Source organism: Pseudoalteromonas sp. AS71, from assembly GCF_038900275.1.
GTDB lineage: Bacteria > Pseudomonadota > Gammaproteobacteria > Enterobacterales > Alteromonadaceae > Pseudoalteromonas.
This window is the reverse complement of the sequence record NZ_JBBMQZ010000001.1, coordinates 273,271-293,954: the sequence shown is the minus strand read 5'-3', so window position 1 is coordinate 293,954 and position 20,684 is coordinate 273,271. Positions and strand designations below refer to the sequence as shown.

Here is a 20,684-nt window from a genome sequence, read left to right as displayed (position 1 = left end):
AAAGCGCGCTTTATTACAAAGCTTATAAAGCTTTATTAATCGCGGAAATTTTTAAACTGAAAAGGCTGACCTAGCTCAGCGCTGCGTACTACTTGCATAGCCTCTTGAAGATCGTCACGTTTTTTACCCGTTACACGTACTTCTTCACCTTGAATAGCAGCTTGAACTTTAACTTTAGAGTCTTTAATGGCTTTAACTACTTTTTTAGCCATATCTTTTTCGATGCCCTGTTTTAAGCCCACATTACGAAAAACATTTTTACCTGCACGGCTAATATCTTGAAGCTCCAAGCTTGATACATCCATACCACGCTTAGATATCTTGCTTGCTAAAATATCAAATAATTGCATAACCTGAGAGTCTGCTTCAGCTTTAAGCTTAATTGTTTTATCATTTAGCTCAATAGATGCATCAACCCCTCTAAAGTCAAAGCGGGTCTCTAGCTCACGATTTGCATTATCAACTGCGTTTTTAGCTTCGTTCATTTCTACTTCAGATACAATATCAAATGAAGGCATTGGTTTGCTCCTAACTATTTAATCTTAATTTTATGTCGCAATTATAACGCTAAAATTATAAATATTTACATTTTTCTGCATCTTGTTCAGGTGCGATACTAATTTAGTTTGATATAATCCAGTTTCTTTTTTAAGCGATTTTAGGATTTGTCGTGACAAGGCGTGTTTATCAAGCAATTTTTTTAATCAGCATAGTAGCTTTTACCTTTTTATTTGCCAAAGAAGTAAAAGGTGGCGTTGTAAATTTATTTCCTCATGTTGATAAAGTCGCCCATTTTGGGATTTTTTTTATACTAGCCATAATAATGGATAAAGCGTTTAAGCTTCCTTTATATGCGCAAATACTTTTATTGGCTGGTTATGGCGCTTCTATAGAAATAATGCAAGATGCACTTCCATATAGGCAAGCATCACTCGGTGATTTTTTTGCTGATTTTGCAGGTGCTGCAAGCTACTTTTTACTTAGAGTAATTTTTACACCTCGAAAAAAGAACCCATATGGCTAATATTTTAATTGTTGGCGATGGTGCTATTGGCTTGTTACTTAGCCATTTTCTAAGCGCGTCGCATAATGTCAGTGTTTTAACTCGCAAGAGCCCAACAAATACCCGCTTTTATAGTCGAGGTAAAAGCGCATCTAAAAAAATTGACGCACAATTTATTTCATTAAATCAGCTAAATAAAGCAGCTGAATTTGATGTTGTTTTATTTACCGTTAAAGCCTTTCAAGTACTTGATGCATTTTCACAAATAAAGCCGCTTTTACCAAATCATTGCTCTGTTGTACTTTCGCATAATGGAATGGGTAATGTTGATGAGGTAAATAGCCAACTAAGCACTCACCAAGCGCTCTACTTTTTAACTACAAGCATAGCGGGCTTTAAATCAAACCAATACATTGTGCAGCACACTGGTGAAGGGCAAAGCGTGATTGGTGCTTGTAATGAATTAGCTTTTCAAAATAGTGCGCCAATAGCTGATATTTTTAAAGTAATACCCAACCTAAAGTTTACTAATAACATTCAGCAGCTTCGCTTTGAAAAACTACTCGTAAATATTGCCATTAACCCATTAAGCGCTTTAAATAATGTAAAAAATGGTGAATTACGCGCGCCTAAGTACAACGCTATAATTTTTAATGCACTCACTGAAGCATGCAATATAGCAAAGGTACAAGGGCTTAATATCCCATTGATTAAAGCACTTAATACCGCTTATAAAATAATGGAATTAACGTCTGACAATTACTCTTCAATGCAGCAAGACGTAGCGCATAGCAGAGAAACTGAAATATCAGCTATATGTGGCTATATTAGCCAACAAGGTAAACTTCACAGTATTCCTACACCTTACAACGATGAGTTATTTGCTAAAATTCAGGCAAAAAAAAGCGTGGTATTAACCACGCTTATATAAGTTTTTTACTTTACGGACGATAAACTTTTACAGTTTCAAAGCCTTGTTCGTGCAGCATAAGTGCCTGTAGTTGGCTCATTACACCTCTATCACAATATAAATAATAGTCAGTGTCTTTTGGTAAATCACCAAACTTAGTCGCCAGACGAAAGAACGGTAAATGCACCACTTCAATACCATCAATTTCTAAGGGTGCAGCTTCTTCTTCCTCAGGAGAGCGAATATCAACTACTACAGAGCCTATAGGTAAATCAGCAACCGACTCAGCTTCTTTAAGTTCTTGCTTGGCTTCTACATCAATATCACGCACATCCATTATACGTGCATTATTTACAACAGTATCAAGCACATCAAAGTCGAATTTCTCTTCCTCACCAAGAATAACGTCTATTTTGGCTTTAACCGTTGGCTTTTTAGAAATAACACCACAGTATTCAGGCATTGTTTCTGCCATTTCGGCGGTACCTATTTGGCGAGCAATATTAATAATTTCTTGCTTATCGTGTTGAATAAGCGGACGTAAGATAAGCGTTTCAGTAACACGGTCAATCACGCTTAAATTCGCTAATGTCTGACTAGATACTTGGCCAATACTTTCACCAGTGACAAGTGCCTGAATGTTTAACTTTTCGGCAACTACACTTCCCGCGCGCATCATCATACGTTTAAGTACAACACCCATTTGGCTGTTTTCAACGTTTTCTAATATTTCAGCAACAACAGGTTCAAAATCAACCGTTACAAATTTAACTTTATGCGTAGAGCTGTATTTTTTCCATAAGTAGTAACTTGCTTGCTTAACGCCAATTTCGTGGGCTGCGCCACCAAGGTTAAAGAATAAGAAGTGTGTGCGCGCGCCTTTACGAATCATTTGGTAACTTGCTACGCCAGAGTCAAAACCACCCGACATAAGCGAAAGCACATCTTCTTGCGTTGGCAGCGGAAAACCAGCCATACCAAAATGTGTTTGCGAAACAATGTAAGCTTTATCATCTTTTACTTCTAAGCGTATTGTTACTTCTGGGCGGCTAAGCTTTACGCTTGCACCTTCGATATGTTGATTTAATCCACCACCAACATAACGCTCTAAATCAGTTGAGGTAAAGTCGTGTTGACCTATACGCTTTGCACGAACACAAAAGGTTTTACCTACAATTGTATGACCAACTAACGCTATTGTTTTTTGGTAGATATCATCAAGAGTTTCGAATTGTGTTTCGGTTACTTCAATAAATTGAACAATGCCAGGGATGCGTTTAAGGCTATCGATAAAATCAAGACGAACTTGTGCGTCTTCAAGTTTCGTAACAACTGAAATGTTATCCCAGTTATTTCTTACTTGTACTTTTTCGTCAACACGTCGCAATACAATTTTAATGTTATTTTCTAACACTTTAGTAAAGCGTTTACGGACCGAACGGCTTTTAATGGCTATTTCAGGATGTAGTTTGACGATAAATTTAAGCATAGTTCACTCTTAGACTGCGGGAATTCGCGCTCCCAGGCATTTGGCGCGGGATTATAGCAAAAAATTCAGCGCCTAGGAAACAACCAAGAGCAAAGGCTAAACAACAGTTGGGGCTTGTTGTGCTAATTCAGTATATTTTTCACGTAGCAGGTTCATTTTATCAATGCTTTTATCGGTACTGTACGCTCTAAATAATGTAAGTACTTTTAAAATACCATGATATATATCTTGCTCAGCAAGCGTACCACTTGGCCTACGGGCTTTAATATAAGGTGTCCAAAAACTAACCGTTAACTTTAGTGTATGTGCTAAATCAATGACATCCTGCTCATCAATAGCAATCATTTCACTGTCGCGAAGTCCTAAAATAATTTTACGAACTTGCTCTAGTAATTCGAGTTGAAAATCAATATAAGCTTGTTTTAAATCAGCATCTCTAGAGAGAATATCACCGAGATTGTCGTAAAAAAAATGATAGCGCCACATCAGCTCAAATAACGAATCTAGGTAAGCCGTTAAATGATTAAATGCATCATCATCTTTATTTATTGGTTTAAAGTGAGTATTTAAATGATCGCGATACAACGCAAAAATATGACGGATAATGTCTTCTTTATTTTTAAAATGATAATAAAGATTACCCGGGCTCATCCCTAAGTTTGATGCAATATGATTTGTCGTTATTGCACGCTCACCATTTTCGTTAAACAACAAAATACTGGTGTGTATTATTTTATCCTTGGTATTCATATGCTAATACTCAAATTATCTATAGGCTACATTACACTCAAAAGAGGTAAACAGTATAAACAAATATGAATCATTAAAACACTCCCACCATGGACTGACCTGTATAAAGAAAGTAAGTGTTTATATGGTTTTTTAGCTAGGCTGCTTTGTGGCAAAAACACTGTTAAACTAGCGCTAAAATAATAAACAGTGAATATTATGAAAGTTATTGCAATTTACCCAGGCACCTTTGATCCATTAACTAACGGGCACACAGACCTTATTCAACGTGCGGCTAAAATGTTTGATACCGTATTAGTTGCTGTTGCTAATAATCCAAGTAAAAAACCCTGCTTTAGCCTTGAAGAACGTGTTGAACTTGCAAACACTATTTTAAACCACTTAGACAATGTTAAGGTAATTGGTTTTTCTGGTTTATTGGCTGACCTTGCCCGCGATCACAATGCTAATGTGCTTATTCGCGGTATTAGAGCTGTATCTGATTTTGACTATGAATTTCAATTAGCGAATATGAACCGCCGCCTAAACCCTGATTTAGAAAGCGTATTTTTAACACCCGCAGAGCAAAATTCATTTATTTCATCAACACTAGTTAAAGAAGTCGCTCGCCATAATGGTGACGTAAGCGAATTTGTAAACCCTGTAATTGTTAAAGCTCTAAAAACTAAACTGGGCTGTGGTGCCAGTTAATAATAAATAAGGCCTGTTAGCACTGAAAACCATTACTAATAGGTCCTTTTATTAAACACTTTATTTAGCTTTCCTTCTAACCAAGCAAGTTTTAAAACATCTTTACCTATAAAGAAAACCAAAACCATGGTCAAATCTGTAAAATTCATACCTACTATGTACACCCACCAGAACCACCAAAATTCATAATGGTGCATAACATCATTATCTATATACATTGCAAAAAATAGTAAGGTGTTTATACCTAAACCAAATAATAAATAAATGTATACACCGCTAACCTTTATATAAAAGCCAGATAAAATAATAACAAATAGAGTAATAATATCGAATAAGAAAAAATCGAAGTAAGTTATCGCATCCATATCAATAAAAATACTAGAAGAGTAAGAAAGTGCCATGATGAAAGATAGCCAAACAATGCTTTTATCTGCGCTATTTATAGAGCTTACTAAAGAATATAAAAAAGCCATCAAAAAGCCCCACTGTACAAAAGCACCTATATAAAAAGAGATATTTGTATTTAAAAGTAGCTCAACCATCTTACTCCAACACTAGATAAATAAAAATTATGCCGCTTTACGGCAACATCAAAAAGGCATAAAACCACTGTTGTATTCAGTTGAACTTTACCGCCTCACCCATTTAAATATAACTTTTTAAAACTCTTTAAGAGCTTGTTTAAGCCTAAAACATCCTTATTGATGATTAATACCAATGCCATTGTAAAATCGACAAAGTACATTCCAAAAATATAAACAGTCCAAAACCACCAATAGTAAAGAGTACCTGCAATTTCAATATCGTAATGCATGCCTAAAAATAAACATGCATTAATAAAAAGCCCAACAATTAAATAGTAAAAAGTAATTGGTACTAATTTTTTATATATAAACCGCCAAAGTATCAGGACGCTAATAGTAGCAAGATCATAATAGAAGTAATTTAGATGAGGATTTTCAATAAGTGGATCCATAAAAAGACTAGATATATATGAGACCATCATTATAAATGAAAGATGCGTTCTACTTTTATCATTTTTATTAATACTCGCTGATAGGTTATATAAAAATGCGATTAGGAAGAACCATGTAAATAGTATTGCTACGTTATACCCTAAATCTACCAGAGCCCATAGTATGTCAGCCACTACTATTTATTCCTTTTCATAATACTATTGTGGAACCATGTTTTAATTGCAGCTAAAGCTAAAAAATCTTTGTTTATAAAAAATATAGCTACCATCATGAAGTCGGCTAAATTAACAACAATTGAATAAAAAAACCAAAACCACCAAGGTTCGTAATTATTAAAAACTGACACATCTATATACATACCAAGAAATAATGATGAGTTTATAGTCAACCCTAACAACAAGTAGATCGATATAAGATTTTCAATAATGAAAAACCTTAAAATAAAGATGGCTAAAATAGTTGCTATATCAAACAAAAAGAGCTGAAGGTACGATATGTGTTGTATATCGATAAACAGACTTGAGGAGTAAGAAATTGACATAACAAATGATAACCATACAGCTTCTTTTTTAGGTGTGTTAATACTTACAACTAATGAGTACAAAAAGGCCATTAAAAGGCCCCACTGTACAAATGCACCTATGTAAAAAGAAATTGCTGGATTAACTAGAATATTATCCATTATTTTTGAGATTTTTATTGAATACTAGTGACAGAATCATTAAAACATCGAACATATTAACGCCAACAGAATAAACACTCCAATACCACCAAGGCTCATAGTTATATAAAACGTATAGATCGTAATGTAATATTAAGGTGAGTACAGCATTTATTGTTAACGCAAAGATGATGAACTGAAAGGCTATAGAACGGTGAAGTACTTTTAAATGATCTAAAATTAATAAAGCTAAAATTGTAATAAAATCGTAGAGCATCGAGTTTAAATATAGACTTTCTAATAAGTCTATATAACCACTAAAAACATATGAGCACAGCATAAGGGCAGATAAATAAACAGGAGACTTATTTTCTTTATTTATCGTAGAGGCCAAACAGTACAGGAAGGCCATTAAAAAGCCCCACTGAGTGAAGGCTTTTACATAAATCATCAGGGGTTCAGTAACGTACATTAAAGCTAAGTGACTTTGTGGGTATCGTTTGGCTTGAAGTAATTAAGGAGCTTGTTTTTTAATTTATGAAGACCAAGTAAGTCCCTATCTACAATCAAAATAACAATCATTATAAGGTCGATTATATTGACTGAAAATGTATACAAGTCCCATAAAAACCAAGGTTCCCTGTTATTGTAAACATACATATCTAAGTACATACACAAACTCAATAATGAATTAACTATAAGACCTATTAATAAATACATAAATGAAGGAGTTGTTTTTTTTAATAGTAAATAAACTAATAATAAGGCACTCACAGTAGCATAATCATAAAGTGCCCAATCAAGATAAAGTGAGCTTTCGACTGATAACCATGAAAAAAAATAGTCTGATGCTGAATAAGAAAACATCATAATTAAAGAACTGAGCAATAAAGTTGTATTTCTTTTTATGCCTAATGAAAAAACAAAAACATTAAAAAAGAATGCCATCAAGAAGCCCCACGAGGCAAAAGCTGATAGCGAAAAAAAACCAAAAAACTCAGTTAAAAACATTCATTACCTTCATTAATTATTTTGGCTTATTTGGAGGATAAAGTATTACACCACCACGCTCTAGATTAGCACTCGCAGCACTCGCAGCACTCATCGCCTCTTGAGAGATGCTTACTGTATCAGATTGCAGGGTTTTAGGGCTAGCAGTTTGTTCCATTGCAGGCTTTAATTGTTGTGTTTTATTGTATGCTTGCATTTGTATTTGGCTATTAGCTGAAACTTGCATGTGATTGATCCTTGTAAAAGTTTTTATTATATTTGGTGCAACTTTTAACCACATTATTATGTAGATAAATGCATCACCTGTTTAAAGTAGTGATAGCTATTTTGCTATCTACCTTATACAAAGCAACCAATGTGCCAACTTTTTTTGACACCTTAAAACTCACTCAAAACATACTTATATAATCAAACCAAACAACTCCGACCAGTTTACTGTAAACATAAAAAAACGCACAGGGATAACCGTACGTTTTTTGTATCCAGGGAGTTTAAGCTACGTATTTACACGGGATCTCCGCACGTGTACTTAGCTTCAAAATATATTCCATTGCTACTTCGTCACAATTTTCTTTACGAAGGCAAAGTTCACAATCTTTCATTACCTTTTCAGGCAAAGAGTCTTTGCTACAAAAAGTAAAACGTTGCTGCTCAAAAAAGTCTGGTACACGCGTTAATACAATAACGCGGTTAAGTGCCAATTTTTTGGCTTTAGCAAGTAAGTGCTCTACAAGTAGTCTTCCCTGTCCCGACACTTTACTTTGTGGGTTTATGCCGAGTGAGCGTATTTCAGCAAGGCCGGTATCGTAAATGTATAACGACGCACAGCCCGACACTTTTCCATTTATTTCTGTTACTGCAAACTCGTTAATAGAGTGCACCATATCGCTTTTTGCACGCGGCAGGTTTTCACCTACCGTTGCCCAATGCTGTATAAGTGTGGCAATTGCTTCTACATCATCTAAATTTGCATCACGTACCGTTATTTGCTGTTTTTTTTTGGCTTCTTTAACAGCATTAGTTACTTGTTCAATAGACGTCCCACCAAGGGCCTTACGTGCTTTTATACACGCATCAATTTCAAGTACTGGATAAACATCGTCTTCAAATACAGTGTTTACTGACTTGTACTGTTCAAGTGATAGCTCTTCAAGCGTTTTACCTTCGCTAATCGCAAGCTGTACAAGTACACCTACAATGTGATGCCCTTCTCTAAATGGCACTCCTTTAGCAACTAAGTAATCAGCAAGTTCGGTGGCATTTGCATGCCCTCCTTTTGCTGCAGCAAGTGTCTTATCACCGTTTACTTTAACGCCTTTAATACATGCTTGCGCCATATGAATACATGCAAGCCATGTTGGCATAGCGTCGAATAGGCCTTCTTTGTCTTCTTGCATATCTTTATTGTATGCAAGTGGCAGCGCTTTTAACGTCATCATCATAGCGCTAAATGCACCAAATACACGTCCGGTTTTACCGCGAATAAGCTCGAGTGCATCAGGATTTTTTTTCTGAGGCATGAGCGATGAGCCTGATGTTACGTTATCAGCAAGCTCTATAAATCCGGCTTCACCCGAATTATAAAAAATCAGATCCTCTGACATACGAGATAAGTGAATCATCGAAATAGACGCACAACTTAAAAGATCTAAAACAAAGTCACGATCAGATACGCCATCAAGGCTGTTTTTTGTAGCCGCTGTAAAACCTAATCCGTGTGCTAATGCTTGGCGATCAATCGGATAAGCTGTACCGGCTAATGCACCGCTGCCTAATGGGCAAAAATTCATGCGCGCTTTAGCATCTTGCAGGCGGCTTTCATCACGCTCTAGCATTTCTACATACGCCATACACCAGTGGCTAAATAGTACTGGTTGTGCGCGTTGCAAGTGCGTGTAACCTGGTAATATTGTGCCAAGTTCTCGCTCTGCAAGCGCTACAAATTCGCCTTTAAGCTGTGCAATAGCATCTAGTAAATGGTCAGCCGTATCACGGCACCACAATCTAAAGTCGGTGGCAACTTGGTCATTACGGCTTCGGCCTGTATGTAATTTTTTAGCTAAATCACCTACTTTTTCAATTAGAGCTGCTTCAACATGTGAATGAATATCCTCTGCACCTGAAGTAGCTACCGCTTGTGGATCTGCTTTAACTTCTTCAAGCAGCTCATTTAATGCAGCAACTAATTTTGTGTGCTCATCACTTGAAAGTACATTTACCTGCTCAAGTGCGCCAGCCCATGCGACAGAGCCAATAATATCTTGCTCTGCTAACTGGTAGTCAAAGGGAAGAGAGTCGTTAAATTGCTTAAACGCCTCATCTGGACCCGTAGAAAAACGTCCGCCCCATAATGCCATGAAATCTCTCCAAACCCTGTAGTGCCCCTTTTATAAGGGGCTATAAATAATTTACTTTTTAGCCAATGCTGAAATTCTGCTTGAAAGCGAGAATAAACGAATAAAGCCTTCAGCGTGTGACTGGTCGTACACATCATCTTCGCCAAATGTAGCAAATGCTTCGCTGTATAAGCTATTTGGTGACTGCTTTTGAACTGCAGTTACTTGGCCTTTGTATAGCTTAAGTACCACTTCACCTGTTGCCACTTTAGAAAGTGCTTCTGCACCGGCTAAAATAGAATCTTTAAGAGGTGTAAACCAACGGCCGTCGTATACTAAATGCGAAAACTCACCACCGAGTACTTCTTTCCACTTACGGCTTGCTTTATCAAGCACTAGCTCGTCAATGGCTTGAAGCGCTGCCATAATGACTGTGCCGCCTGGGGTTTCGTAACAACCGCGTGACTTCATGCCAACTAAACGGTTTTCTACAATATCAACACGTCCAACACCATGAGGCGATGCAATATCGTTTAATTTAACTAAACAATCGTAAGGTTTAAGTTCTACGCCATTTACAGCAACCACTTCGCCTTCAACAACTTTTAATGTTACTAGTTCTGATTTATCTGGTGCTTGCTCTGGAGAGTTAGTCCAAGTCCATACTTGTTCAGTTGGTTGACACCATGGGTCTTCAAGCTCACCACCTTCGTGCGAAATATGCCATGCGTTAGCATCACGGCTATAAATTTTTGTAGCAGATGCTGAACACGGAATGTCACGCTCTGCTAAGTAATCAAGTAATGATTCACGGCTCGATAAGTCCCACTCACGCCATGGCGCAATTACTTTTAAATCAGGGGCAAGGGCCGCAAAACATGATTCAAAACGAACTTGGTCATTACCTTTACCAGTACAACCATGAGAAAGTGCATCAGCACCTACTTTACGCGCAATTTCAACTTGTGCTTTAGCAATAATTGGGCGCGCCATAGACGTACCTAATAAATAAGTGCCTTCGTAAATTGAGCCTGTTTTAAGCGTTGGGTAAATGTAATCACTTACCATTTCATCTTTTAAGTCAACTACGTAACATTCAGATGCACCAGAGGCAATTGCTTTAGCTTCTACGCCTTCAAGTTCTTCAGCGCCTTGACCTACATCAGCAACAAACGCGATTACTTCACAGCCATAGTTTTCTTTTAACCATGGAACGATAGCCGACGTATCAAGACCACCAGAATAGGCTAAAACGACTTTTTTAATTGAACTCATAGGTGTTCCTTAACAAAATTTGGATTTAGTAATGTAACTAGCAGAGCATTTTGCGCATGCATGCGATTCTCTGCTTGTTGAATAATTTTAGATGCTGGACCATCCATTACCTCAGAGGTAATTTCAAATTCACGGTGTGCCGGTTGGCAATGTAATACCGTAGTCGCACCAGTTTGATCTAGCAATGCCTGATTTAATTGATAAGGCATGTATTTTTCTTTTACTTGCTCAAGCGGCGTTGTATCACCCATTGATACCCATGTATCTGCGTATACAACATTTGCACCAACCGCAGCTTCAACTCTATCGCTCACCATAACTGATGCGCCATTCATTGCTGCAATTTGTTCAGCTTTCTTAAGTATTTGCGAATCTGGTGAACATCCTTTTGGGGTTACAGCAACAAAGTCAGTACCTAGCGTTGCAGCAAGTAACATCAATGAATGGGTCACGTTATTGCCCTCTCCCAAGTAAGCTACTTTAAGCTCACTTACATCACCATGTACTTCTTGAAGTGTTAAAAAATCAGCAAGAGCTTGGCAAGGGTGGTACAAGTCACATAAGCTATTAACTACAGGTACTGATGCATATTCACCTAACGTAGTTAATGTACTGTGTTGATTAACACGCGCTACAATACCGTCGGCCCAAGTAGAAATATTAAGTGCAAAATCTTTAATTGATTCGCGTGCACCCATAGCACCATTTTGCTGATCTAAATAAACAGCATGGCCGCCAAGGCGATTAATGCCTATATCAAATGATAAACGTGTACGTAAACTTTGCTTTTCAAACAATGTTACGATTGATTTTCCTGATAATACTTGGCTGTATTTTTCTGGTTTTGCTTTAATATCGCGCGCTAACTTTAATAAATTAAGTGCGCCTTCTTTGTCTAACTCTAAACCCGTTAAAAAATTCTCAAACATAATAAACCTATGGTGTAATCTTTGTTCCGACATGCTCACCTTGTAACAGAGCAGTTAAGTTTTCTGGCTTTTGCCAGCTGGAAATATACACACCGCGTCGTAAGTGTTGGGCAGCGTGAAGACTGGTCTTAACTTTGACCTCCATCCCGCCCACAATTACTCCATCTGTAATTAAAGTATCAATGTGTTTTGTGTCAAGTTGATGTAACGGCTGTTTATTTGCATCAAGTACCGCTTCTACATCTGTCATAAAAATAAGTTCTGCATTTAAATTACTAGCAATAGCCGCTGCAGCTTCATCTGCATTTACGTTATACCAAAGCCCTTGTTCATCAAAGCCGATAGAGCTAACAATAGGTAAACGACCTATTTTAAGTAAATCACTAATTATAGAATCGTCGTTGCTTTTGCACTTACCTACTAAGCAAAGCGCTTTTAGCTTTTGAGTAGCAGTCACACCCGCCTCAAAAAGGCTTAAGCCAACAGGTTTATGCCCTGCATTAATCGCTTGAGTCATTAATTGTTTATTAGCACAACCTGCAAGTGCCCCAACTATATAGGGCATTTGCTCTGCTGGACTAATACGTAAGCCTTGGTGTTTAGCACTGGCAAAACCGGCTTGCTTAAGCCATGTATCAACTAAAGAGCCACCACCGTGCACAATGACAAACTCATTATTTTTTTGCTCATTGAGTACATCAAATAACGCTTTTGCTGCATTTTCTGTATTAAGTACTGCACCACCGAGTTTAATAACCCACGTTTTTTTACTCATTTAAAAGGCCCCTTTTAAGCCGGTCGTGTGCTCTAAATTCATAGAAATATTAATACATTGCAAAGCTTGACCAGCAGCACCTTTTAATAAGTTATCAATCGCAGACATTACAATTAACTGCGTGCCTTGTTGTTGCCAACCAATATCAACAAATGGCTGCTTAGCTACACCTTTAATTGAAGGTATTTTATTGCCTAACAAACGAATTAATGGCTCGTTAGCAAGTACTTGATAAGCCGATGCAACGTTTTCCTTGGTAACGCCTGGCTTAAGTTGTACATAAATAGTTTCTAAAATACCGCGCGGGAAATTACCTAAATGCGGTGTAAATAACACTTTGTGACCAAGGTGTTGTTCAATTTCAGGACCGTGGCGGTGGTTAAACAAACCATAGGGTGCAAGCGATACCTCACAAAAATGTGTTCCTACACTCGCTTTACGCCCGGCACCCGTAACACCCGATACTGCATTAATAATAATACTTTCACTGCTCAATAAGCCTGCTTTTTTAAGCGGTTTAAGTGCATTAAGTGCGGCAGTTGGGTAACAGCCTGCAACAGCAATTAGCTTTGCGTTAGCTATAGCATCACTGTTCCACTCTGCTAAACCGTAAGCCGCTTCATTTAAAAGCTCTGGGTGTTGATGCTCAAAACCATAGTAAGTAACGTAATCATCATTACTTGCTAGGCGATAACCACCAGACAAATCAAATACTTTTTTACCCATAGCTAAAAATTGAGGCGCTAAATCAACACTTACTTTGTGATCGGTACATAAACATACATAGTCAGCATCATTTTGAATGTCATCAAAAGCTGATGCACTAAGAGGAAGTAAAGGACAATCAAGTAAGCCAAGGTGCTCTGGATATAAATCACTTAGTAATTTATTTTTATCTAAGCTACCCTCAGATACATAACAGCCTGTTAAGGTAAGGTTTGGATGATTAGCAACTAAGCTTGCTAACTCTGCGCCGCTGTAACCGCTTGCGCCAATAATAACTACATTCATTGATTACTCGTTATTTTTAAATTTACTGCTAAATATATATGTTGTTCGCTTAAACTAGCTAAAACGCTAAATTAAGACTTAATTTAATGAATTTGTAGATTATCGTCGCATTATTTTCATAGCTTTACTTTAATATATTTATGCTTAAAAAGTGAATTGATATTCATCATAAATACTTTTATATTGTTATGCAATTAAATTGAATAATAATTTTGGATTTTTTTATGCCTTTGCCTTCGTTTATTTCTATGTATCAACAATTGATTGCAGCCCCTTCTATTAGCGCAATTGAAGACAACCTGTGTATGAGCAATAAAAACGTAATCGAACTCCTTGCAAACTGGTGTGAAACACTTGGTTTTACGTGTGAAATTATTGAACTAGAAGGCGGTAAGGGCCGCTTTAATTTATTAGCAAAACGCGGGAAAGGCGATGGCGGATTAATGCTTGCGGGCCACACTGATACAGTGCCTTTTGATGACAGCCGCTGGAACCACAATCCGTTTAAACTTACCGAACTCGACAATAAATTGTACGGGCTAGGAAGCATTGATATGAAAGGCTTTTTTGCTTTTGTATTACATGCGATTAGTGAGCTTGATGAAAAGCAGCAAACTCAACCTATTTTAATACTCGCCACTGCCGATGAAGAAACAACTATGGCAGGTGCACAGCAAATATGTAAGCACCCTAATTTAAAACCTGCGCGCTGTATAATTGGCGAACCTACTAATATGACTCCAGTATTTATGCACAAGGGCCATATGAGTACAGCAATAAGAGTAGTTGGTCGCTCTGGGCATAGCTCAGATCCCGAACGTGGCCTTAACGCCATTGAAGTAATGCATAAAGTGATTACAAAATTGATGTTCTTAAAAGAGCAACTAAAGCATAAGTATTCAATAAATCACTTTGAAATTCCTTATCCAACATTAAATTTAGGTAATATTCATGGTGGCGATAACGCGAATAGAATTTGTGGTTGCTGTGAAATGCATATAGATATGCGCCCATTACCGGGTTTAAGCATTAAAGAACTACAAGCATTAGTACACGATGCAACGAAAGAAATTAATGATCAATACCCTAACGCTGTGAGTGTTATTGATTTACACGAACCCATTCCGGCATTTAGTGGCAGCACCGACAGTGCTTTAGTAAAAATGGCTGAAAAAATAGCGGGGCAAAAAGCGGTCGCGGTAAATTACTGTACTGAAGCTCCTTTTATACAACAACTTGGCTGTGAAACAATTGTAATGGGTCCAGGCTCAATTAACCAAGCGCATCAACCTGATGAGTTTTTAGCGATGGAAAAAATAAAACCATCACAACAAATAATCACCGATATTATTAAAGCTAATTGCTTTAGCTATCAGGGTCACTAGCTACTTATAACAACACAAATAATAAAGGCGCCAATTGGCGCCTTTATTAGATAATACCAATTCCATTAAGTATGTGATCTAAATTTTACGCCGAAAAAACAATTCAGTCCTAGGCGTAAATTGATGTAAATGGTTGTTCCCTTTGCGAAATTTACAACAAAGAAATGGGTTGTTTTAGCAAGTAAAATAGATCAGCTATTTATTGGAGTTGGTATAATTAAATACTAATATTTAATCACCTTTAACTTCTAAATTAATAAACTTAACTAGCTCTTCAGGTTGCCCTACTAGCATCATAACTTGTTGATTAATTTCCATCATGGTTTTACCTTCAGGTAGCTTTGCAGATACGCTAAATGAATTTAAACCTTTAGCAAAGCTAGTTAAAGCTGCGGCTATGTCTTCAGTAACAGGCGCTTGTTGCAACTGTTGCTCTAGCGTCATTTCCATCTGCTCAAGCGTCATACCTTGCTTTTCAAGCTCGCTTGATAATAAATCTTTTAGCTTACCTTGATTATTTAAAACAAAGCTAACATTACGTGGTTCTAACTTACTCATTGCTTGCATAACAAGTGTTTGCTGCTGTAACTCTTGCTCGTAAGTAAGTGGCTGGTTACCCGCTTCTTGCTGTGCTTTACTAATCGCCAATGAAGCATCCATTAATGCTTTTGAATTAGCCAAGCCCATATCCATATTAAAACTAACAATATCTTTTGCATCAAGCTTAACTACTACATCACTGTTGCCAGACTCTTCATCGTAATCAAGTGATGAATGTAAATCGTAACTTGCCGACGCTAGCATTTCGTTTGTATCTGCAGGTAATTTTGAAACAAAATCTTTATCAAACTGAAAGCTTTTTACATCAAATGATGTATGCGGTGATATTTTATCTGGCTCGTAACCAGTTATTTCAATGCTTTGAATATTAGCAACATTGTCACCCTCAGGGCTTATTACTTCCATGTTTGTTATTTCTACGCTTTTTGAAATAACACTTGCCGATAAACCAGCGTATTTAAATGTAGCGCCAGTTTGCTCGCTTACTAAAGCAAGTTGCTTATCTACTTCTGCACGCACTTCTTGTGTAGCTACATAATTTGCATAGCTCACGCCACCAACGCCCGCAGCTACAATTGCTGCAACTATTACTAACTTTTTCATGTTATTTCCTTATTCTATTCTTTGTGTAAACCGAGTTTTCTTAAGAGTAACATTACACATTAACACCCGTAAGTGTTAATTAATTAAACTAAGCAACTCATGTACTGTTTTAACTGGCGTAATTTTAGCACCAAGCCCTTCCATCGATTTATGATAATTACGAAATGGAATATATATTTCAGTAAAACCATGTTGTGCAGCTTCTTTAACACGTGGTACACCACTGTCGATTGGGCGTACATCGCCGTTTAAGCTAAGCTCACCCATAATACACGTGGTACGAGGTACAACAAATTCGTTTAAGCTACTAAGTAATGCGGTAACCAATGCTAAATCAATACACGTTTCTGTTTCATCAATTCTTAAGCCGCCAACAATATTAAAAAAAGTATCGTGAAATATTTTAGTTTTAGTGTGTTTGCGTAATATACCAGTCAGCATTTTTATACGGTTCATATTTAAACCAACACAAACACGCTGCGGAAATTCTGCCTCGGTTTCGGTCGTTAAACACTGAATTTCGAGCAATAAATTACGATTGCCTTTACGAATACAGGTAATTGTAGACCCTGGTGAATCGGTTGTAGAACCCGATAAAAATATTTCACTTGGATTATCCACGCTCAACATCCCACGTTCACACATTTTAAAAATGCCCACAGTATCAATATCACCAAAGCGGTTTTTATTTGCCCTAAGGGTTCGAATTTGCCCATCATTGGTATCTATGTGTAAAAGCGCATCGACAATATGTACGAGTGTTTGAGGGCCTGCTATTTCGTTATTTTTATTTACGTGAGCAATAATGAACATGGTTACATCATTTTGCTTACAGTATTGAGTTAACGCTTGGGCTGCACTTTTTACTTGCGATGGCGAACCTGGGCTGCCATTTGCCGTATCGGTTACAACAGCTTGAATAGAGTCAATGACAGCAAACTTAATTTTATTTTTTTCAAGCTCTTCAATAATAGTTTCAACACTGGTTTCTGAAAGTAAATAAAGCTCGTCAGGGTTATAGTTTAACTTTAAACGATTTACCCTGTTTTTAAACTGAGATAAAGACTCTTCTGCCGTACAGTAAAGTGATGGCATACGTTGTGACATTCTCGCCACTAGGTCAGATAGCAATGTTGTTTTACCAGCACCTGGATCACCTGAAATTATATTAACAGAGCCGGTAGTTACACCACCGCTTAGCACACGATCGAGCTCGCCAATTTCTGTCAGCTGTTTTTCTGCCTCTGACGTAGCAATATCATTAATTTTTTTAGAGCCGCCACCAGCACCGCCAGCATAACCGCCTACATTTGCTCGAACTGACGCCTTTTTACTTTGTCCTGCTGAAGGTTTAAATTCTGCTAATGTGTTCCATGCACCGCAGCGGCACTGACCTTGCCAACGAGGGTAGTTCATGCCACATTCTGTACACACAAACTCTATTTTTGCCGCTTTAGTCATTTATAACCTTACCTACTATTCTTTAATTTTGAAAATACTTACCATTAAGCGCATATTTTGCCATTTCAAGCATTTACTTAGCAACAAACTCTTGCCTGCGTAAAAATCTACCGTCACAATCATTAAATACACATGGTGTTTCTTTTTAGCTATAATTTAGGGCATACTTTTTGCTTTGAAATAGTTTAAAGTAATTTGCCAATAAAATGGCAAATAACACATTAATAACAAGAGCTAAACGGTAGTTACTCAAATAATCGTACCTATATTAATAACATAGCGCGATTTAACGTTTATTGAATTTCTAATAAATGGACTTAACAGTATACCTACTTTTTCAATTAGACGGTGATGGTTTTATAAATGGCTGATGACATAATGCTCAAACACGAAGACCTCGTGAATGAGTTAAAAACATATTTAGGCAATGCTAAATTTGACCTGATTTTCAAATCAAAAACTGCGGGGTTAACCAAACCTGAGCAATTTTTGATGAAAATGGAAATGTCACGCTTATCTCAGCCAGTGGCACGTTTTGTTGATCTTCGTGGATTAGTAACAGGCCAAGTAAAACCGTATGAGCATAACGGCAAACAACACTTTATGGATGACACTGCCATTGAAGTGTTTGAAAAAGCACTTAAACAGCATGGTGAATACACCTTAGCTGTTTACGAAGCTGTTATGAATACAGAAAATAATCACCGCGTATTACAAAAACAAGCCGCCGAAAAATCAGAATTACAAGAATTAGAAAATAACTTAAGCACTGAAGTCATTAAGTTTGCCTCTTACGAGAGCCGCCGTGAAGAGCGGATGAATTACTCAATAAAAGTAACTATTGATTACAAAGATAAAAAGAACATTGCAGCTAGCACCTCAGATATATCTTTGAGCGGCTGTAAAGTTAAGCTTGCAACACGCTACTCTATAAAAAAAGGCGAGCTAATTGCAATGCGCTTAGTTGGCCTTGAACAAGACTTTGAGCTTGGCTTAAAAAACGGTATTCAATACGAAGTTGTTGCCGTTGAAAATATTTCTCGTGAGTTTAATCATATTCGCTTAAAACGCACTTATATCGAAAATAACGATGCCTTTAATGACTTTTTAGAAAGCTTTATTCACGGTAATAAACGTCGTTATAAAGTGAATTTAGATAACACACTCGATGCTGTAGTATCAAAAGGGTATGAACAATACTACATTCCTCGCGTAACGTCTTTATATGTATTTTTAAGCAAAAAAGATGATCAATATTACTCAAGTCTTAGCCTTACTACTGAAAATAATATTTTTATCCAACGCTATTTTACCGATGAAAGAAAAATACCGTGTTTGTACAATGTACTTAATCATCAACGTATTACACAATTACTAACCCAAATTACTGCGGTCAAAGAAGATTATCTTTATACATTTACTCATGTATCATCAGGTAAAATTTATTACTACTCAGCGACACGTACCGAACTAACTAACAGCCCCAAGTTACGTGATCTATTTTTAGGTTTTGGTAGCCAAAAAGAGAGCTGGAAGTGTTTTAAAATACAAATAATGCCAAGCCATCCTGACGACTCTTTTATACCCCTTTCACTACCTAATAGTGCTGGTGAAAATATAGAAAAACTCAATAAGCCGCCATCACCTCGCGTAAAGGGCCTTATAAAAGACGTTAAATATATTGTAGTACTAACAAGTATCGGCAATAAAACAGAGCAAGCGAGTTATAAACAACTTACTTTTGACAAAGCGTTAGTAAATCAGCTTAAGCATTTTGGCCACGCCAAACACAAAACGCCACCTTATTTAGACATTGTGCCACTTGAATACGTAAATTTACGCTCACATAAGCGCTACCTTTATAAGACACCAGTTAGCATCACAATTAATGGTGAAGTATTTAACGGTTATACACGTGATTTTTCAGTGATGGGTTTACAGTTAGAGTGCGAGCAACCTGCTACATTCAAAAAAGGCGATATAGTACTTTTAACATTTCCTGAGCTTCAAAAAATAACTAAAAAGCATAAACTTAGCGAACTAAAGTACGAAGTAATGGCTATTAGTAAGTCATTCACTACTATTAACCTAAAAGCGAATCGCATTGCTGAGTTACCCCATGCTGGCGTAACCTTTTTCACTCAGTTAATAGAAGGTAATAAAGACAAACTTAAAGTATCTGAAGAAGCACCTAAAGTAGAAGGCTTATCTACCGCGCTTAGAAATATGGTGACGAAAAGTGTATGCCAATTTCCACTGTATTTACACAAGGAAGCTGCACACTTTAAAACGGGTGCAATTGGTTATGGTTTATACGCAAGCCCTCTGCATGTTATTTTACAAAACTTTGGTTTATTAAGTAACAAAACTGACTTTTCGAGTATTCTTACCGAAGAGCAAATTATTAATGTTATAACGCCTAATATAAAAGATCGCAGTCGCCAAGATGCACCGCTTGCTTTCACAATCGCGATTAACTTCGACCCTCGTAAGGGTAACATTGAAGAGGCCATTGTTAGCCAATGCACTTTAGGCGAAGACTACTCAAGCTTTTATAAACAAATTAGTAAAGACATTACATCGCAACTTATATTTGTAATGCGTTTATATATTTCGCGCACAGGTCGCCCTGACACTGACTACCTCTCTAATGAGCTAAAATACGTAAGCCAATACGCAATGCACAAAGCAAAAGATTTAGAAGAAGCCTTATGGGCTGTTGCGGGTGTGGGTGACGTAGTAGATATAACTGAAGAAGCTTTAAGCCATTTAGAACTTAAAAAAGAGCAAGTTGAACAAATGGGCCGTCGTAAGCTAATTTGGTTAAACCGCTTACGCTAAGCGGTTTAACTTAATT

20 protein-coding genes are annotated in these 20,684 nt (G+C 37.1%); 5 read left to right on the top strand and 15 right to left on the bottom strand.

Features of this window, described 5'->3' with window-relative positions; genetic code table 11:
* Window positions 1-35 precede the first annotated feature (35 nt).
* A complete protein-coding gene (locus WNY98_RS01465) occupies window positions 36-518 on the bottom strand; it encodes a YajQ family cyclic di-GMP-binding protein (RefSeq protein WP_024598605.1) in 483 nt (160 codons plus the stop codon).
* Between the two features lie 152 nt (window positions 519-670).
* Here WNY98_RS01465 and WNY98_RS01460 point away from each other — a divergent pair, with 152 nt between their 5' ends.
* Both WNY98_RS01460 and WNY98_RS01455 read left to right on the top strand, forming a co-directional pair.
* Entirely contained in the window at window positions 671-1,024 is a 354-nt protein-coding gene (locus WNY98_RS01460; RefSeq protein WP_076923583.1) for a VanZ family protein, read from the top strand.
* Entirely contained in the window at window positions 1,017-1,934 is a 918-nt protein-coding gene (locus tag WNY98_RS01455; RefSeq protein WP_342876922.1) for a 2-dehydropantoate 2-reductase, read from the top strand. The genes WNY98_RS01460 and WNY98_RS01455 overlap by 8 nt, the downstream gene beginning before the upstream one ends.
* Before the next feature lie 10 nt (window positions 1,935-1,944).
* Here the strand turns inward: WNY98_RS01455 and thiI are convergent, their stop codons facing one another.
* Both thiI and WNY98_RS01445 read right to left on the bottom strand, forming a co-directional pair.
* Window positions 1,945-3,402 (bottom strand): tRNA uracil 4-sulfurtransferase ThiI, encoded by a 1,458-nt coding sequence (gene thiI, locus WNY98_RS01450; RefSeq protein WP_024598607.1) that lies wholly within the window; start codon window positions 3,400-3,402, stop codon window positions 1,945-1,947.
* A gap of 96 nt (window positions 3,403-3,498) precedes the next feature.
* Entirely contained in the window at window positions 3,499-4,152 is a 654-nt protein-coding gene (locus tag WNY98_RS01445; protein ID WP_007581663.1) for a TetR/AcrR family transcriptional regulator, read from the bottom strand.
* 198 nt (window positions 4,153-4,350) lie between these two features.
* Here WNY98_RS01445 and coaD point away from each other — a divergent pair, with 198 nt between their 5' ends.
* Window positions 4,351-4,842 (top strand): pantetheine-phosphate adenylyltransferase, encoded by a 492-nt coding sequence (coaD, locus tag WNY98_RS01440; protein ID WP_170071792.1) that lies wholly within the window; start codon window positions 4,351-4,353, stop codon window positions 4,840-4,842.
* 35 nt (window positions 4,843-4,877) lie between these two features.
* On the opposite strand, the gene WNY98_RS01435 is transcribed toward coaD, so the two are convergent.
* The 10 genes from WNY98_RS01435 to argC all read right to left on the bottom strand — a co-directional run bounded on the left by WNY98_RS01435 (window position 4,878) and on the right by argC (window position 13,817).
* Complete coding sequence (locus WNY98_RS01435; protein WP_342876921.1) at window positions 4,878-5,384, bottom strand: hypothetical protein; 507 nt, start codon at window positions 5,382-5,384, stop codon at window positions 4,878-4,880.
* Window positions 5,385-5,479: 95 nt separating this feature from the next.
* Window positions 5,480-5,992 (bottom strand): hypothetical protein, encoded by a 513-nt coding sequence (locus tag WNY98_RS01430; protein WP_342876920.1) that lies wholly within the window; start codon window positions 5,990-5,992, stop codon window positions 5,480-5,482.
* 2 nt (window positions 5,993-5,994) lie between these two features.
* Window positions 5,995-6,501, bottom strand: coding sequence for a hypothetical protein (locus WNY98_RS01425; RefSeq protein ID WP_342876919.1), 507 nt, complete (start codon window positions 6,499-6,501; stop codon window positions 5,995-5,997).
* A 456-nt stretch (window positions 6,502-6,957) separates the two neighbouring features.
* Window positions 6,958-7,491 (bottom strand): hypothetical protein, encoded by a 534-nt coding sequence (locus WNY98_RS01420; protein ID WP_342876918.1) that lies wholly within the window; start codon window positions 7,489-7,491, stop codon window positions 6,958-6,960.
* A 16-nt stretch (window positions 7,492-7,507) separates the two neighbouring features.
* Window positions 7,508-7,717 carry a hypothetical protein gene (locus WNY98_RS01415; RefSeq protein ID WP_342876917.1) on the bottom strand — a complete coding sequence of 70 codons (210 nt, stop codon included), beginning with the start codon at window positions 7,715-7,717 and terminating at the stop codon, window positions 7,508-7,510.
* A 265-nt stretch (window positions 7,718-7,982) separates the two neighbouring features.
* Entirely contained in the window at window positions 7,983-9,848 is a 1,866-nt protein-coding gene (gene argH / locus WNY98_RS01410) for an argininosuccinate lyase (RefSeq protein WP_342876916.1), read from the bottom strand.
* Between the two features lie 51 nt (window positions 9,849-9,899).
* On the bottom strand, window positions 9,900-11,102 hold the full coding sequence (locus tag WNY98_RS01405) for an argininosuccinate synthase (protein ID WP_007581653.1): 1,203 nt from the start codon (window positions 11,100-11,102) through the stop codon (window positions 9,900-9,902).
* Window positions 11,099-12,031 (bottom strand): ornithine carbamoyltransferase, encoded by a 933-nt coding sequence (locus WNY98_RS01400; RefSeq protein ID WP_024598615.1) that lies wholly within the window; start codon window positions 12,029-12,031, stop codon window positions 11,099-11,101. The genes WNY98_RS01405 and WNY98_RS01400 overlap by 4 nt, the downstream gene beginning before the upstream one ends.
* A 7-nt stretch (window positions 12,032-12,038) precedes the next feature.
* Window positions 12,039-12,806, bottom strand: coding sequence for an acetylglutamate kinase (gene argB, locus WNY98_RS01395; RefSeq protein WP_024598616.1), 768 nt, complete (start codon window positions 12,804-12,806; stop codon window positions 12,039-12,041).
* Window positions 12,807-13,817 (bottom strand): N-acetyl-gamma-glutamyl-phosphate reductase, encoded by a 1,011-nt coding sequence (gene argC / locus WNY98_RS01390; RefSeq protein WP_024598617.1) that lies wholly within the window; start codon window positions 13,815-13,817, stop codon window positions 12,807-12,809.
* A 224-nt stretch (window positions 13,818-14,041) separates the two neighbouring features.
* Here argC and argE point away from each other — a divergent pair, with 224 nt between their 5' ends.
* Window positions 14,042-15,202: an acetylornithine deacetylase gene (gene argE, locus WNY98_RS01385; protein ID WP_342876915.1), complete on the top strand. Its 1,161-nt coding sequence runs from the start codon at window positions 14,042-14,044 to the stop codon at window positions 15,200-15,202.
* Window positions 15,203-15,433: 231 nt separating this feature from the next.
* On the opposite strand, the gene WNY98_RS01380 is transcribed toward argE, so the two are convergent.
* Both WNY98_RS01380 and radA read right to left on the bottom strand, forming a co-directional pair.
* Window positions 15,434-16,366, bottom strand: a complete 933-nt coding sequence (locus tag WNY98_RS01380) for a hypothetical protein (RefSeq protein WP_024598619.1) — start codon at window positions 16,364-16,366, stop codon at window positions 15,434-15,436.
* A gap of 75 nt (window positions 16,367-16,441) precedes the next feature.
* Window positions 16,442-17,827 (bottom strand): DNA repair protein RadA, encoded by a 1,386-nt coding sequence (radA, locus tag WNY98_RS01375; RefSeq protein WP_197184675.1) that lies wholly within the window; start codon window positions 17,825-17,827, stop codon window positions 16,442-16,444.
* 363 nt (window positions 17,828-18,190) lie between these two features.
* On the opposite strand from radA, the gene WNY98_RS01370 reads away from it, so the two are divergent.
* The gene (locus WNY98_RS01370) at window positions 18,191-20,668 is read left to right on the top strand and encodes a PilZ domain-containing protein (RefSeq protein ID WP_342876914.1); all 2,478 of its coding nucleotides are present in this window, start codon (window positions 18,191-18,193) and stop codon (window positions 20,666-20,668) included.
* Window positions 20,669-20,684 lie beyond the last annotated feature (16 nt).